Origin of the sequence: Streptomyces mesophilus, assembly GCF_040300965.1 — a bacterium.
GTDB lineage: Bacteria > Actinomycetota > Actinomycetes > Streptomycetales > Streptomycetaceae > Streptomyces > Streptomyces mesophilus_A.
This window is the reverse complement of the sequence record NZ_JBEPEW010000063.1, coordinates 28,776-44,343: the sequence shown is the minus strand read 5'-3', so window position 1 is coordinate 44,343 and position 15,568 is coordinate 28,776. Positions and strand designations below refer to the sequence as shown.

Below are 15,568 nucleotides of genomic sequence, written 5' to 3'. Positions count from 1 at the left end.
GAGGACGCGCTCGCCCGCTGGCTGCCCACGGGCGGGGCCCGGGTCACCGACCCCGTCCTCCTGCGGCATCTGCTCTGGTCGGCGGCCCGCACCGGCCGCCCGCTCCAGCTGCACACCGGTTTCGGCGACCCCGATCTGCGCCTGCATCGCGCGGATCCCCTGCTGCTCACGGAGTTTATCGAGGCGGTACGCCCGACCAGGTGCACGCTCGTGCTGCTGCACTGCTACCCGTACCACCGGCAGGCGGGCTATCTGGCACAGGTCTATCCGCACGTGTACGCGGACCTGGGACTCACCCTCAGCCACACCGGAGCACGTGCTGCGGCGGTCCTCGCGGAGATGCTGGAGCTCACGCCGTTCGGAAAGCTGCTGTTCTCGACGGACGCCTACGGGCTGCCCGAGCTGTATCTCGTCGGCGCGCGACTGTTTTGCGAGGCGGCCGCCGAGGTGCTCGGCGGCTGGGTGGAGCGCGGCGCCTGGGCGGACGCCGACGCCGACCGGGTCAGGGACCTGGTCGGCGCCGGGAACGCGCGCAGAATCTACTCATAGCGCCGCAGGATCCGCGCGGAGCGCCACCGCATCAGCTCGTGGCGCCCAAGACCTGCTCGTGGCGCCCCGAGTCCTGCTCGTGACGCCCCAGCACCTACTCGCCGTCCGGGTCCGCGCGGTCGAGCGCGGGCTTGGGCGCGGAGCCCGCGGACAGCAGGTAGTCGGCCGCGGCCGTGTCCGTGACCAGGCTGGTCACCAGGCCGGAGCGGAGCACCGCGTCGATGGCCGCGCCCTTGCGCTGACCGCCCGCGATCGCCACGACCTCGGGGATACGGCGCAGCCGGTCGGCCTCGACCGTGATGCAGCGCTCTCCCAGGTCACGCCCCACGCGGCGGCCGTCGACGTCGAAGAGATGCGCGGACATCTCGGCGGCGACACCGAGCGACGCGTAGTGCGCGCGCTCCTCGTCGCTGAGCATGTCGTGCACCGTGGAGATCCCCGGCTCCCAGGAGCCGATGGACACACACGCGACGGTGACCTTGTCGAAGTACTCGAAGGCCCGCGCGATCCCCGTCTGGTTGCGCAGCGCGGCGGCGGTGGCCGCGTCCGGCAGCAGCATCGGCGCGTAGATCGGGTGGGCGTCGCCACCGGAGACCTGCGCGGCACGTCTGACCGCCTCGACGGAGCCGCGCTCGGCGGTCCCGGCGTCGTACACACCGGTCAGCTGCACCACCGTGCACGGCGGCAGCCGGTCGAGCGCGGCGGCCATGTTGATGGTGGACCGGCCCCAGGCGAGACCGAGCACATCCCCCTCGTTCACCAGCTCACCGAGCAGATCGGCGGCGACCTCCCCGAGGTTCTCCGGGTCGGGCGACTGCTCCTCCGACTCGGCGGGCGACTCGACGACGACCGCGTGCCGCAGGCCGTAGCGGGCCCGCAGCTTGTCGGAGCGCTCGGCGTCCAGCTCCGCCGGAACCCTGATCTCGATCCGTACGAGATCCCTTTCCAGAGCGGTCTCCAGAACCCGCGCGACCTTGAAGCGGCTGACGCCGAACTCCTCCGCGATCTGGATCTTGGATTTGCCCTCCAGGTAGAAGCGGCGGGCCATGGCCGCCGCCTGCACCAGCTCAGCGGGTCCCATCCGCAGGGCTGGCCTCCCCGCTGACATGCCCGTCACGGCGATCTCCTCACTGCTGTTCACACGTTCAACTGGGCGACTCGCCGTTCATCCTTGCAGATCCGGCGGTGCTTGATCAGTCCTGAAGGGCCCCGTTCGCCACCGAACCCGCCCGTTCATCTCCTGATGGTCCGGGCGATACCCGTCGATTCAGTGACCGCAGGCCCAGGCCGCCGAAGCGACGGATCCCTCGGCCTTGGCGCGCAGGGCGGCCACCGCGGCGGCCGGATCCTCTTTGCCGTACACGGCCGACCCTGCCACGAACACGTCCGCACCGGCCTCGGCGCACCGCTCGATGGTGGACTCGGCGACGCCGCCGTCGACCTGCAGCCACAGCTCCAGACCGTGCTTCGCGATCAGCTCACGGGTGCGGCGGATCTTCGGCAGCATGATGTCGAGGAATGCCTGACCGCCGAAGCCCGGCTCCACGGTCATGATCAGCAGCATGTCCAGCTCGGGCAGCAGATCCTCGTACGGCTCGATGGGCGTGGCCGGCTTGAGCGCCATCGAGGCGCGGGCCCCCTTGGCCCGGATCTCGCGCGCGAGCCGTACCGGAGCCGCGGCGGCCTCGACGTGGAACGTGACGGAGGAGGCCCCCGCTTCTACGTACTGGGGCGCCCAGCGATCGGGGTCCTCGATCATCAGGTGGCAGTCCAGCGGGGTGTCCGTCGCCCGGCTCAGGGATTCTACGATCGGGACGCCGAGCGTGAGGTTCGGGACGAAGTGGTTGTCCATGACGTCGACATGGAGCCAGTCGGCCCCTTCGACGGCCTTCGCCTCGTCGGCAAGGCGCGCGAAGTCGGCGGACAGGATGCTGGGACTGATCTGAACGGCCATGCCCCAAGACTGCCATGCCCAAGGAGCGTTGCCCTCCGCGGTACGGGGCCTTGGACCCGTAGCCCCGAATTCCTCCCGGGATCACGGAGGGACGTGCCATTCTGGCGCCCGGCGACCGTGGTCGTTATGTGGGGTGGGCACCTATTTGGGGGGTGCGTCGTGCCGGACGCAGAGACAGCGGGCACCACCGGGGAAGTACCGAAGGGCTCAGGGGAAGCCCCGAAGGGCACAGGCGAACGACGGGGCGTCGCCTGGCTCGTGTGCGGCAAACGCTCGAAGTGGGTCGTCCTCGTGCTCTGGCTGGTGGCCATCGTCCTGATGTCCTCGCTGGCCCAGAAGCTCACCGACGCCCAGGACAACGACAACGCGTCCTGGCTGCCCGGCGACGCCGAATCCACCCAAGTCCTCCAGCTCTCCGAGGACTTCCGGCCGGAGCAGCTGCCGACGGTGGTCCTCTACGTGCGCGAGGGAGGGCTCACCGAAGCCGACCGGGCGAAGATCGCCGACGATGTGGCGGCGTTCAAGGAGCTGACCGCGCACGGGATCCGCGGTGCGGAGACCCAGGGCCCGGTCGACTCCGAGGACAAGGCGGCCGCGCAGGTCTTCGTCCCCATCACGATGGACGAGAAGGGCTGGGAGCGGATCGCGCCGGCGGTCGACGAGCTGCGCGAGGTCGCGGGTGAGGGCTCGGACGGCCTCGAGATCTATCTGACCGGTCCGGGCGGCACCACCGCCGACTTCTCCGAGGCCTTCGAAGGCATCGACTCCACGCTCCTGTTCTCCGCGATGGCCGTGGTGATCGTGATGCTCCTGATCACGTACCGCAGCCCGTCCCTTCTGCTCGTCCCACTCCTGTCCGTCGTGGGCGCGCTGTTCACGGCGCAGGCGATCGTCTATCTCCTCGCGGAGAACGCGGGCCTGACGGTCAACGGCCAGAGCGCGGGCATCCTCACGGTCCTCGTCTTCGGCGCGGGCACGGACTACGCCCTGCTCCTGGTCGCCCGCTACCGCGAGGAGCTCCACCGGCACGAGGACCGCCATGAGGCCATGGCGCTTGCCCTGCACCGCGCGGGGCCCGCCGTGCTCGCCTCCGGCGCGACCGTCATGCTCGGCATGCTGGTGCTGCTCTTCGCCGACATGAACTCGACCAGCGGCCTCGGCCCGGTCGCCGCGATCGGCGTCGCGGTCGCGCTGCTGGCCATGCTGACGCTGTTCCCCGCACTGCTCGTGATCTTCGGACGCTGGATCTTCTGGCCGGTCGTCCCGCACTACGACACCGCCGAACCGACCGAGACCGGCCTGTGGGCCCGCATCGGCCGCCGTATCGCCGTACGCCCCCGGGCGATCTGGGCCGCGACTGCCGTGGTCCTCGCGGCGCTCTCGCTCGGCCTGACGCAGCTGCGCGCCGAGGGCCTCAGCAACGCGGACGCGTTCACGGACACCCCGAGCTCCATCGTCGGCCAGCGCGTCCTGGAGGAACACTTCGCGGCCGGATCCGGCGACCCGCTGTACATCGTGGCGTCCGCCGAGCAGGGCGAGGCCGTGGGCCGCGCGATCGCCGGCACCGACGGCGTCGTCGATCAGTCCATCCGCCCCGCGGCAGGCGCCAAGGCCGAACACGAGGGCCGCATCCTGCTGGAAGCCACCATGGACTCGCCGTCCGACAGCCCCGAGGCCAAGGACACGGTGGAACGCGTCCGCGAGGCCGTGCACGCCGTACCCGACGCGGACGCGAAGGTCGGCGGCAACACGGCGGCGCTGCTCGACATGGACGAGGCGACCACGCACGACAACATCCTGATCATCCCGCTGGTCCTGCTCGTCGTCTTCCTGGTCCTGATCGTCCTGCTGCGGGCCCTGATCGCCCCGCTGATCCTGATCGCGACGGTCGTCCTGTCCTTCGCGGCGGCGCTCGGCATCAGCGCGCTCGCCTTCCGCCACCTCTTCGACTACGCGGGTGAGACCACGGACTTCCCGCTCTTCGTCTTCGTGTTCCTGGTGGCCCTCGGCATCGACTACAACATCTTCCTGACCACCCGCATCCGCGAGGAAGCGCTGCGCAAGGGCACCCGTCGGGGCGTGTTGACGGGCCTGTCCGCGACCGGCGCGGTCATCACCTCGGCGGGCCTGGTCCTGGCCGGCACGTTCGCGGCCCTGGCGACGCTTCCGATGGTGGCCTTCGCCGAGATCGGCTTCGCGGTCGCCCTCGGCGTCCTCCTGGACACCTTCGTCGTACGGTCGATCCTGGTCACGTCCCTGTTCCTGGACGTGGGCCCGAAGGTGTGGTGGCCGCACCGGCTGGCCCGCGAGGAACCTGCCGTCCCCGCACCTCAGGGGGAACCGGCCTTGCGGGACTGACAGTTGACGCCCTGCCGGACCGGGATTCAGGCCGCCACGGTGAAGTCGTCAGCGGCTCGCACCAGCCGGTCGAGGGCGCGCGCCGACTCCGGCGCCAGGCGGTAGATGCCGTGCACGCCGATGGCGTGCAGCAGCTCGCCGTCCACGACGTGGCGCAGCGCCCGCTCGCCGCGTCGGGAGGTGTACGTCAGCCGTTCCAGGAGGTCGCCGGGTATCGCCGTGCCGAAGCTCAACGGCGCGCCCGGCGGCCCGAACACGACCTCGCTGACGCAGCCCGCCTTCAGCGGCCGCCAGCGCATCACCTTGGCGTAGTCGTCGTCGTCCAGAAGCGAGCCGGTGTCCTCGTACGGCATGAGCCGCGCGACCTCGAGAGCGCCGAGCACGTACAGCTTTCGCCGGAAGAGCCGTATCGGATGGATCCGGTCCCCTGGCTGCACGCCCGCGCTGCGGAAGCTGGGCAGCGACTGATGCGGCCCGCCGAACAGCAAGGAGAGCCGCTCCCCCGCGTACCCGTCGCGCTGAAGCTCGCGGCACAGGTCGTTGGTCCACACGGTCGTGTACGAGTTCGCCATGCAGGCAACGTAGGTGCTGCCACTGACAACGCGGCGGGTGCGTGACCCGCGCGCACCCGCCGCCTCACGGCCTCAGGCCGTACGCCGGATCAGCGCCAGATACATCGCGTCCGTGCCGTGGAGGTGGGGCCACAGCTGGATGTCCGGGCCCTCGCCCAGGGCCGGGACGTCCGGCAACAGCGGGCGGGCGTCGATGAGTTCGGTGCCCGGGACGCGCTTGAGGACGTCGTCGACGACCGCGCGGGTCTCGGCGATATGCGGGGAGCAGGTCGCGTAGCCGACGACGCCGCCGACGCGGACCGCCGCCAACGCCTCGGTCAGCAGCCCGCGTTGGAGCGGGGCGAACCCGTCGAGGTCCTCGGGACGGCGGCGCCAGCGGGCCTCGGGACGGCGGCGCAGGGCACCGAGTCCCGTACAGGGGACGTCCATCAGGACCCGGTCGAACGTGCCGGGCTTCCACGGCGGACGGGTGCCGTCCGCGGCGATCACCTGGTACGGGCCGGGGTTGCCGGCCAGTGCCTGGGCGACGAGTCCGGCGCGGTGCGGCTGCTTCTCGGACGCGAGCAGGAACGCGCCGCGCTCGGACGCCAGGCCCGCCAGCATCGCGGCCTTGCCGCCGGGCCCCGCGCACCCGTCGAGCCAGCGCTTGTCGGAGCCTTCGACGGGCGCGTTGGCCAGCGCGAGCGCCACCAACTGGCTGCCCTCGTCCTGGACTCCGGCCCGCCCTTCGCGTACGGGATCGAGCGCCCCCGGCTCGCCGCCTTCGGTGAGACGTACGGCGTACGGAGACCAGCGGCCGGGCAGCGCCGAGTCGGCGGGCAGCGCGTCGAGCAGCTCGGTGCCGGTGATACGGCCGGGGCGCGCCACGAGGGTCACCTCGGGCCGCTCGTTGTCGGCTTCGAGGAGGTCCTCGATGCCCGCGCGGCCGCCGCCGAGCGCGTCCCACAGCGCGCCGACCACCCAGCGCGGATGCGAGTGGACGATCGCCAGGTGGTCCTCGGGATCCTCGTCATAGGGCGGGGCGACCTTGGCCACCCAGCCGTCGAGGTCGTCGGCCGCGACCTTGCGCAGGACGGCGTTGACGAACTTCGCCCGCCCGTCGCCGAGCACGACACGCGCCAGCTCCACGGTCGCCGACACCGCGGCATGCGTGGGGATACGGGTCCCGAGCAGCTGATGCGCGCCGAGACTCAGCACATCGAGCACCGGCGGGTCGACCTCGCGCAGCGGCCGGTCCACGCAGGTCGCGATGATCGCGTCGTACGTCCCCTGCCGGCGCAGCGTCCCGTACACCAGCTCGGTGGCGAGCGCGGCGTCCCGTGCGTCGAAGTCCGCGTTCTTCTCGCGCGCCTTGCGAAGCAGCGGCGGCAGGACGAGGTTCGCGTACGCATCCCGCTCGTCCACCGCCCGCAGCGCCTCGAACGCGAGGATCCGCACCGGGTCCTTCTGGGGCCTGCGGTGCTTGCGCGGGGGGTGACGGCGGGGCTGGTCGTTCACGAAAAGGTGCTCCGGATTCTGGATGCTGTGTTTTCCCGGGGGCAGCCCCCGGACCCTCGCCTGAAGAGCAGGTGAGCCGGTGCGGACCTGCGAGGCAGCGGGTGGACAGGCCCTACCAGCGTACGGGCCGTGCCACGACACGGCCCGACGCCCGAGGACCCCTATGGGCATACGGGACGGCTACGCGCCCAGACGCTCCCCGGCCGCGATCCGCACGCCGCGCGCCCAGTCCGCCGCCTTCATCGGCTTCTTGCCCTGCGGCTGGACCCACAGGAGCTCGACGGCGTGCGAGCCGGTGCCGACGTACACGTTGTTCTTGCCGGCTTCGAGGACGCCGGGCGCGAGCTCGGTGCGGTCGGGCACGAGGGTGGCGGCGATCAGCTTGAGGCGCTCGCCGCGGAAGACGGTCCAGGCACCGGGGGCGGGCGTGCAGCCGCGCACCACGCGGTCGACCCGCATCGCGGGGGTGGACCAGTCGATCTGCGCGTCCTCGACGGTGATCTTCGGCGCGAGCGAGATGCCGTCGGCGGGCTGGGGCACGGCCTTGAGTGTGCCGTCCTCGATGCCGTCCATGGTCGCCTCGAGCAGCCCGGCGCCCGCGAAGGCGAGCCGGGTCAGCAGGTCGCCGCTGGTGTCGGTGTGCCGGACCTCCTCGGTGATCGTGCCGAACACCGGACCCGAGTCGAGTCCCTCCTCGATCAGGAAGGTCGAGGCGCCGGTGATCTGGTCCCCCGCCATGATCGCGTGCTGCACGGGTGCGGCACCGCGCCAGGCGGGCAGCAGCGAGAAGTGCAGATTGACCCAGCCGCGGGTGGGCACGTCCAGGGCGGCCTTGGGCAGCAGCGCGCCGTAGGCCACGACCGGGCAGCAGTCGGGGCCGATCTCGCGCAGCCGGGCGAGGAACTCCTCGTCCCGCGGCCGGTTCGGCTTCAGCACCTCGATGCCCGCCTCTTCGGCGCGTTCCGCGACGGGACTCGCGACGAGCCGGCGGCCGCGCCCCGCGGGGGCGTCCGGCCTGGTGACGACGGCGGCCACCTCATGCCGTCCGGAGGCGATCAGGGCGTCAAGAGCGGGGACGGCGACCTCGGGGGTGCCTGCGAAGACCAGCTTCATCGGTGGCTGAGGGCCTCTCGAGCGGGGACGTGAAGAGCAGCGCACCAGTCTATGAGGCGGCGGGCGTCCGGCGTACGCCCCGGGTGCGGTGTCCGGCTCCAGGAGTCGCGGCGCGGCCGGACACCCCGGGGCGTGCGCACAGCTGCGCGCCCCTCGCATATGCGCATACGCCCCTCCACCGTGACCACATCCCCGGCTGACGCGTTGGTCAAGAAAGAGTTGACCAGACAGGGGCCGCGAGCGCGGCCCGACCCTTTTCATCGCCGGTTCGAGAGGCTTGTTCATGGCCGACCACGCAACCCACGACGCCCAGGCACGGGCCAGCCTGCACCTCCTGGTGCGGGACATCGAGCGGGTCCGCCGGCAGGTGGACGCACTGCGCACCCTCACCGCCCAGTTGGGGAACGTCTACCGCCCGCGCCGCTCCGGTCCTTCCACGGGCTTCGTCGTGTACGGGCGTGCCCCCGCCCCCACCGTCCGCCTCGCCCAGGAGCTGCGCGACAGCGTCGAGACCCTGGTCACGGCGGCGGTGGACTTCGACCGCTCGCTCGGATTCTCCTGGGACGCGGTGGGCTCCGCGCTCGGGGTCACCAAGCAGGCGGTGCACCGCCGTTACGGAGCCCGGCGGGCCACGGCACAGGCCGCCGCCGAGGCCGAGCGCGCCACGGACACCGGGGCGCGCCCGGTGGGCATCGGTGCGGGCCTGCCGTCCGTACCCGCCGCCCGTTCCATGCCGACCCAGCCGACGGCGGGCAGCCCTGTCCTGCGGGAGACCCCCGCGGGTCCGGTGCTGCGCGAGGACCCCCGCCCGGGCGCCTTCCCGGGCCCGCGCAACGGCTGACGCCACGGCAGCGGTACGCCGACACTGCTGCCTTGTACGAAAGCCGAGTTGAAATGCCCCCGCTCCTGGCGCCCCGCGCCCGGAGCGGGGGCATTTCTGCTGCTCGGCGGAGGGCGCGGCCGTCATCCGGCCGCATAGGTGTCAGCCCACCGCTCAGCCCATCACCCGGCCACGTACGCCTCATCCGGCCACGTCCGCGTCACCCGGCCACGTACGCGTCACCCGGCCGCCTGCGCCGCATTCAGCCACGTACGCCTCGCCCAACCGCGTACGCCCTCATCCAGCCGCGTACGCCAGCGGAGGCGCGATCGCCTGGACGTCCGCCCCCTCCCCAACCCACAGGCCGATGAACAGCGCCGCGGCCGCCTCCAGGAGCCCGGCCCGCTCGAGACCGCCACCGGCCACGGGCGCGCAGCCCACGTCCCGCACCAACGCGCGTACGGACGTGAGCGCCTCCTCGTCGTCGCCGCACACCGGTACGGCCAGCGGACGACCGTCGAAGACCGGCGGCCGCATCCGCCACACGTCCTCGTGGCACAGGTTGAAGGCCTTGACCACACGGGCTCCCGGCGCCGCCTCGGCCAGCAACTGTGCGGCTGACGGCCCGCGTTCCGTCCGCAGCCGGAAGCCCGGGCCGACGGGGTTGGAGCAGTCGACAAGGACCTTGCCCGCCAACTCCGCCCGCACGGTCCGTACGACCTCTGCCCCTGCGCCGAAGGGCAGCGCGGCAAGCCACACGTCACCGAACTGGGCGGCCCCGCGCAGACCGCCGGCCTGCGCGCCGCCTCCGATGCGCTCGGCAAGCCGTCGCGCCTTGACCGGGTCGCGTCCCCCGAGGGTGACTTCATGCCCGGCGCGCGCCCATTGAGTGGCGAGCGCGTCAGCCATGTTCCCCGTCCCCAGCACGCCGATTCTCATCACACTTTCCCTCTCGCCGCCGGATTCGACCTTCCGTACCGACGCTAGAGAGCGGCTCAGGCACCATTTGGTACGTGACCACCGATGCCTTCCTCGCCGACTGCCGTGCCCGGCTCGCCTTCGACCTGTTCGCCAACACCTGGAACGCCGTGGTGCTCTGGGCCCTGCGCGACGGCCCGAAGCGCCCGGTCGCGCTGCGGGAACAGATCGGGGGGGATCAGCTCGAAGGTCCTCACCGAGACCTTGCGGCGGCTGCAGTTCAACGGTCTTGTCGAGCGGCGGGAACACCCAGGAGCACCGCCGCACGTCGCGTATGAACTCACCGCCCTGGGACGGACCTTGCTGGCTCCGATCGACGCCGTCGGCGCCTGGGCCTTCGCCCACGGTGATGAAGTGATGGCTGCCCAGGAAGCAGCGGGCACCAACCCTCCCGGCACAAATTAGGCGGACCCGTATTCAGCGCCCCGCAGGCCCCAGACCCGCCGCCCGCCCCACAACCCGGCCGCCCAACCTCAGCCGATATCCGGCGGATCGATCCGGATCCGCACCCCGGACTCGCCGCCCGAAACCCCGGCCCCGCGAGCCATCCGCCCGGCCTGAGCAGCCTTCAGGGCGGCGGCCAGGGCCGCACCGCTGCCGGGACGCACCCGGACCAGAGCCCGCTCCCACTGCTCCCCCACCGGTGCCGCCCCCGTGCGCTTGGGCCGCGACGGATCCGTCACCGGGAGCGGTACGGGACCCAACACCTCGGCGTCGGCGGGCAGTTCGGCCCCCGCAAGAAACTCGGCCACCGCCTCGGGCCGCCCCGATACCGCGGCCATCCGCGACACCGGCGGGAAGCCGAGCTCGGCCCGCTCGGCCAGCTCACGCACCGCATGCCCGACCGGGTCCCACCGCACCAGCGCCTGCACCGGCCGCTGCGTCGGCTCGCCGACGACCACGACCGTGCCGCCGTCGCCCTGCCCCCGTACGAGCGAAGAGGCCCCGATCCACCGGCGCAGCGCGTCCTCGGCGGCCCTCAGATCGGGCCGCCCGAGCATGGTCCACCCGTCGAGCAGCAGGGCCGCCGCGTAACCGCCCTCGGCGACCGGCTCGGCGCCGGGCGTCGAGACGACAAGGGACGGCTGGTCCGGGACGGACTCCAGGATGTGCTCACGCCCCGACGTCCGCACCGGCACGGAGGGAAAGGCCCGCCCCAGCTCCTCGGCAGTACGCCGCGCCCCAACGATCTGCGCCCGCAGCTTGAACGACCCGCACTCCGGACAGTGCCACTCGCCCTCGGTCCGCCCGCACCACGCGCAGTGCAGCGGCCCCGCGTCCTGCGCCTCGAGCGGCCCGGCGCACTCCTTGCAGCGGGCCGGCTCACGGCACCGTTCGCAGGCGAGGCGGGGCACATAGCCCCGCCGGGGCACCTGTACGAGCACGGGGCCGCGCGTGAGCCCCTCCTTGGCGACCTGCCACGCGAGCGACGGAAGCCGCGCCGCACGGGCCGCCCCGTCCCGCGCGACCTCCGTGTCCCCGACGGTCCGTACCAGTGGCGCGGCAATCCGCACCTGCTCGCGGTCGGCGACGAGCGGCTTGGCCCAGCCGCTCTCGACCAGCTGCGCCGCCTCCACGGTGCAGCTCCAACTGCCCAGGAGAAACGCGCACTTGTCATGGGCGGCCCGAAGCAGCAGCACATCGCGGGCATGCGGCTGCGGTGCGTGCAGTTCGCTGTGGTTGCCGTCCCCGTCGTCCCAGATCGCCACCAGGCCCAGGTTCTGCACCGGCGCGAACATCGCGGCCCGCGTGCCCACCACGGCCCGCACGGAGCCGCGGCGCACGGCCAGCCACTCCGCGTACCGCTTCTGCGGTCCCGCGTCCGCCGTGAGCAGCGCATGGCGTCCCTCGCCGAGCACCGCGGTCAGCGCGGCGTCCACCCGGCTGGCGGTCTTGCCGTCGGGTACGACGACCAGCGCGCCGCGTCCTGAGGCGAGCGTGGCCGCGACGGCCCGCGCGAGCTCCTCGCTCCAGTGCGGCCCGGGCAGCGCGTTCCATACGGCCCGTGGCGCCCCGCCGGACGCCAGCGACTCCAGGAATGCGGGCCCCTGCCCGTACCGCACCCATGTGCCCGCCTCGGGCTTCGCAGGCGCGGGCGGCGCCGGCGGCGATGCCTTGCTCTCCGCACGGGCATTGCGCGGCGGAATGGCCAGCGTCAGTACGTCGGCGAGGCTGCCCGCATACCGGTCGGCGACGGCCCGCGCGAGCCCGAGCAGCTCGGGGCTCAACACGGGTTCGGGCGACACGACTTGAGCGAGGGCTGCCAGCGGCCCGGAGTAGTCGGACTCGGCGATGCGCTCGATCAGATACCCGCTGATGAGCCCGCCGCCTTCACGCCGACCCCCTTGCACGCGTCCCCGCCCGGCCCCGAACCTCACCCGCACCCGCACGCCCGGCTGGGCGTCGGCGTCGAGGTCCGCGGGCACGGCGTAGTCGAAGTAGCGGTCGAGATGCAGCACACCCTTGTCGACGAGGACCCGCGCCACCGGAAGTTCAGGGGCGAGCTCCGCGCCACGCCACGTACGCGGCTTGGCGCGCGGCACCTTCGCCTGGCGCACGGTCTCCCGGATGAGCGCGAGCTGCTCCGGCGCCGCGTCCTGCGCGTCGCTGCCGGGCTGCTCGTTCTCGCTGCTCACAGCCCCAACTTAACCAGATGGCACTGACACCGGGCGCGCCCGAGATCCAGTCGGCGGCGGACGATGAGCCTCTGCGTCTGCCAGTTCCGCCACACCGCGACCGAAGGTCACGGCGACGGGATTCGAACCCGTAAAGGGATAACCCGGAGAAGTATCCGCAGCCTGCGCACCGGGCACACCCGGAATCAGTGTCTTGGGGTCTCCCGAGATCGAAGCGGCAGCGGACCTGCACGGCCCGGGGGCCGAGATTTCAACGCACACCTGCCGAAACAGATGGACTCCATCGAAGTAACCGCGGCCTGCGCACCGGGAGATCCCCACCGTACGCACCAACTCCCGCCCCGCGCACCCCTTTTCCCGCGCGACGACGACGGCCCCGGACCACAAGGTCCGGGGCCGTCGCGTACAGCGGGAGGAGACTACAGACCGGCAGCCGTGCGCAGCGCGTCCACGCGGTCCGTGCGCTCCCAGGTGAAGTCCGGCAGCGCGCGGCCGAAGTGGCCGTACGCGGCGGTCTGGGAGTAGATCGGGCGCAGCAGGTCCAGGTCGCGGATGATCGCGGCCGGACGCAGGTCGAAGACCGCGGAGATGGCCTCTTCGATCTTCTCCACCGGAACCGTGTTCGTACCGAAGGTCTCGACGAAGAGACCGACCGGCTCGGCCTTGCCGATCGCGTACGCGACCTGCACCTCGCAGCGCGAGGCGAGCTGGGCGGCGACCACGTTCTTGGCGACCCAGCGCATGGCGTACGCGGCCGAACGGTCCACCTTCGACGGGTCCTTGCCCGAGAAGGCGCCGCCACCGTGGCGGGCCATGCCGCCGTAGGTGTCGATGATGATCTTGCGGCCGGTCAGGCCGGCGTCGCCCATCGGGCCGCCGATCTCGAAGCGGCCGGTCGGGTTGACGAGCAGCCGGTAGCCCTCGGTCTCCAGCTTGATGCCGTCCTCGAGCAGCGCCTTGAGCTCGGGCTCGACGACGAACTCGCGAATGTCGGGCGCGAGCAGCGACTCGAGGTCGATGTCGGAGGCGTGCTGCGAGGAGACGACCACGGTGTCGAGGCGGACGGCCTTGTCACCGTCGTACTCGATGGTGACCTGGGTCTTGCCGTCGGGACGCAGGTAGGGGATGGTCCCGTTCTTGCGCACGTCGGACAGGCGGCGCGACAGACGGTGCGCGAGGTGGATCGGCAGCGGCATCAGCTCGGGCGTCTCGTCGGTCGCGTAACCGAACATGAGGCCCTGGTCGCCGGCGCCCTGCTTGTCCAGCTCGTCCTCGTCGCCCTCGACACGCTTCTCGTACGCGGTGTCGACACCCTGCGCGATGTCCGGGGACTGCGCGCCGATGGACACCGAGACACCGCAGGAGGCGCCGTCGAAGCCCTTCTTGGAGGAGTCGTAACCGATCTCCAGGATCTTCTCGCGCACCAGCTGCGCGATCGGTGCGTACGCCTTGGTGGTGACCTCACCCGCGACGTGCACCTGACCAGTGGTGATCAGCGTCTCGACGGCGACGCGGGACGTCGGGTCCTCGCGGAGCAGCGCGTCGAGAATGGTGTCGCTGATCTGGTCAGCGATCTTGTCGGGGTGGCCCTCGGTGACGGACTCCGAGGTGAAGAGACGACGGGACACAACGCTCCCTGGGGTTGCAGCGGCTGCTGGCTGATCATTGGCGAGGCTACCGGGAGCTGCGCCCGGCAATGCTTCGTCGACCAGTTTATCGGTCGCTTCCGGCCACTGGGCGCCGCGTCTCGCTTGATGGATGCCTTGTGACCTGCGGCACTGCATTCTGCGATACGACGATCGGTCTCCGCCAGGGCGTTGACGTCCGAATTTCGGGGGTTTGAGGCGCCCGGTCGGGCGAAATTCGTTTCCCGGGCACCTCAGAGATCAGACCAGCCGCTCCCGCACCAGATCCCACACCACGTCCGCCAGGCCTTCCTTCGGCCCGTACGGCACCGGCGTCTCGGATCCGTCGGCGCCGAGCACGACGGCTTCGTTCTCCTCGGAGCCGAAGGTCTTGCGCTCGCCGACCTCGTTGACGACCAGCAGATCGCAGCCCTTGCGCTCCAGCTTGGTGCGCCCGTTGGCCAGCACGTCGTCCGTCTCGGCGGCGAAGCCCACGACGACCTGACCCGGGCGGGCCCGGTCCGCGGAGATCTCGGCGAGGATGTCGGGGTTGCGGACCAGGGTGATCGTCGGGTCCGCCCGGTCGTCCCTCTTCTTGATCTTTCCGGTGGCGTACTCGGCGGGGCGGAAGTCGGCGACCGCCGCGGCCATGACCACGGCGTCCGCGTCGGCCGCCGCCTTCAGGACGGCCTCGCGCAGCTGCACCGCCGTGCCGATGTGCACGACATCGACACCGGCCGGGTCGGGCAGCGCGGCGTTCGCCGAGACCAGCGTGACGCGGGCGCCGCGCGCCGCCGCCGTACGGGCGAGGGCGTAGCCCTGCTTGCCGGAGGACCGGTTGCCGAGGAAGCGGACGGGGTCGATGGGCTCACGGGTGCCGCCGGCGCTCACCACGACGTGACGGCCCGCGAGGTCAGCGTCGGCCGTGCCGCGGGCGAGGACCCTGCGGCAGACCTCGAAGATCTCGCCGGGGTCGGGCAGCCGCCCCTTGCCGGTGTCGACGCCGGTGAGGCGGCCGACCGCGGGCTCGATGACGATCGCTCCACGGCGGCGCAGCGTGGCCACGTTCTCCTGCGTGGCCGGGTGCTCCCACATCTCGGTGTGCATCGCGGGTGCGAACACCACGGGACAGCGCGCGGTGAGCAGCGTGTTGGTGAGCAGATCGTCGGCAAGCCCGTGCGCGGCCTTGGCAAGCATGTCGGCCGTGGCCGGCGCCACGATCACCAGATCGGCGTGCTGGCCGATCCGTACGTGCGGCACCTCGTGGACATCGGACCAGACCTCGGTCGACACGGGGTGCCCGGAGAGCGCGGACCAGGTGGCCGCGCCGACGAAGTGCAGCGCCGACTCGGTCGGTACGACCCGGACGTCATGACCCGACTCGGTCAGCCGGCGAAGGAGCTCGCACGCCTTGTAGGCGGCGATCCCGCCGCTGACCCCCAGGACGACCTTCGGCTTGTCCACTG

12 protein-coding genes and 1 pseudogene are annotated in these 15,568 nt (G+C 71.9%); 4 read left to right on the top strand and 9 right to left on the bottom strand.

The window, feature by feature from the left end; all coding sequences use genetic code 11:
* A partial coding sequence (locus tag ABT367_RS22210; RefSeq protein WP_352254810.1) for an amidohydrolase family protein occupies nucleotides 1-549 on the top strand: 549 nt, incomplete at its 5' end.
* A 94-nt stretch (nucleotides 550-643) separates the two neighbouring features.
* On the opposite strand, the gene ABT367_RS22205 is transcribed toward ABT367_RS22210, so the two are convergent.
* Nucleotides 644-1,690 carry a sugar-binding transcriptional regulator gene (locus ABT367_RS22205; RefSeq protein WP_165334074.1) on the bottom strand — a complete coding sequence of 349 codons (1,047 nt, stop codon included), beginning with the start codon at nucleotides 1,688-1,690 and terminating at the stop codon, nucleotides 644-646.
* Nucleotides 1,691-1,816: 126 nt separating this feature from the next.
* Nucleotides 1,817-2,503: a ribulose-phosphate 3-epimerase gene (gene rpe, locus ABT367_RS22200; RefSeq protein WP_352254809.1), complete on the bottom strand. Its 687-nt coding sequence runs from the start codon at nucleotides 2,501-2,503 to the stop codon at nucleotides 1,817-1,819.
* A 258-nt stretch (nucleotides 2,504-2,761) separates the two neighbouring features.
* Between rpe and ABT367_RS22195 the strand changes: the two genes are divergently transcribed.
* Entirely contained in the window at nucleotides 2,762-4,861 is a 2,100-nt protein-coding gene (locus ABT367_RS22195) for an MMPL family transporter (RefSeq protein ID WP_352254811.1), read from the top strand.
* A 26-nt stretch (nucleotides 4,862-4,887) separates the two neighbouring features.
* On the opposite strand, the gene ABT367_RS22190 is transcribed toward ABT367_RS22195, so the two are convergent.
* From ABT367_RS22190 to fmt, 3 genes are all read right to left on the bottom strand, one after another.
* Entirely contained in the window at nucleotides 4,888-5,433 is a 546-nt protein-coding gene (locus ABT367_RS22190) for a hypothetical protein (RefSeq protein ID WP_352254808.1), read from the bottom strand.
* Between the two features lie 72 nt (nucleotides 5,434-5,505).
* The gene (locus ABT367_RS22185; RefSeq protein WP_352254807.1) at nucleotides 5,506-6,930 is read right to left on the bottom strand and encodes an RsmB/NOP family class I SAM-dependent RNA methyltransferase; all 1,425 of its coding nucleotides are present in this window, start codon (nucleotides 6,928-6,930) and stop codon (nucleotides 5,506-5,508) included.
* Between the two features lie 180 nt (nucleotides 6,931-7,110).
* Nucleotides 7,111-8,043, bottom strand: coding sequence for a methionyl-tRNA formyltransferase (gene fmt, locus ABT367_RS22180; protein ID WP_352254806.1), 933 nt, complete (start codon nucleotides 8,041-8,043; stop codon nucleotides 7,111-7,113).
* A 283-nt stretch (nucleotides 8,044-8,326) separates the two neighbouring features.
* On the opposite strand from fmt, the gene ABT367_RS22175 reads away from it, so the two are divergent.
* Entirely contained in the window at nucleotides 8,327-8,884 is a 558-nt protein-coding gene (locus ABT367_RS22175) for a hypothetical protein (protein WP_352254805.1), read from the top strand.
* Between the two features lie 276 nt (nucleotides 8,885-9,160).
* Here ABT367_RS22175 and ABT367_RS22170 read toward each other — a convergent pair whose 3' ends face one another.
* Complete coding sequence (locus tag ABT367_RS22170; RefSeq protein ID WP_352254804.1) at nucleotides 9,161-9,802, bottom strand: NADPH-dependent F420 reductase; 642 nt, start codon at nucleotides 9,800-9,802, stop codon at nucleotides 9,161-9,163.
* Between the two features lie 74 nt (nucleotides 9,803-9,876).
* Here ABT367_RS22170 and ABT367_RS22165 point away from each other — a divergent pair.
* Nucleotides 9,877-10,246 (top strand): annotated as a pseudogene (locus ABT367_RS22165) (winged helix-turn-helix transcriptional regulator).
* A gap of 68 nt (nucleotides 10,247-10,314) precedes the next feature.
* Here ABT367_RS22165 and ABT367_RS22160 read toward each other — a convergent pair.
* From ABT367_RS22160 to coaBC, 3 genes are all read right to left on the bottom strand, one after another.
* Nucleotides 10,315-12,477: a primosomal protein N' gene (locus ABT367_RS22160; protein WP_352254803.1), complete on the bottom strand. Its 2,163-nt coding sequence runs from the start codon at nucleotides 12,475-12,477 to the stop codon at nucleotides 10,315-10,317.
* 419 nt (nucleotides 12,478-12,896) lie between these two features.
* Entirely contained in the window at nucleotides 12,897-14,105 is a 1,209-nt protein-coding gene (gene metK, locus ABT367_RS22155) for a methionine adenosyltransferase (RefSeq protein WP_352254802.1), read from the bottom strand.
* A gap of 258 nt (nucleotides 14,106-14,363) precedes the next feature.
* Nucleotides 14,364-15,566, bottom strand: coding sequence for a bifunctional phosphopantothenoylcysteine decarboxylase/phosphopantothenate--cysteine ligase CoaBC (coaBC, locus tag ABT367_RS22150; RefSeq protein WP_352254801.1), 1,203 nt, complete (start codon nucleotides 15,564-15,566; stop codon nucleotides 14,364-14,366).
* Nucleotides 15,567-15,568: the final 2 nt, after the last annotated feature.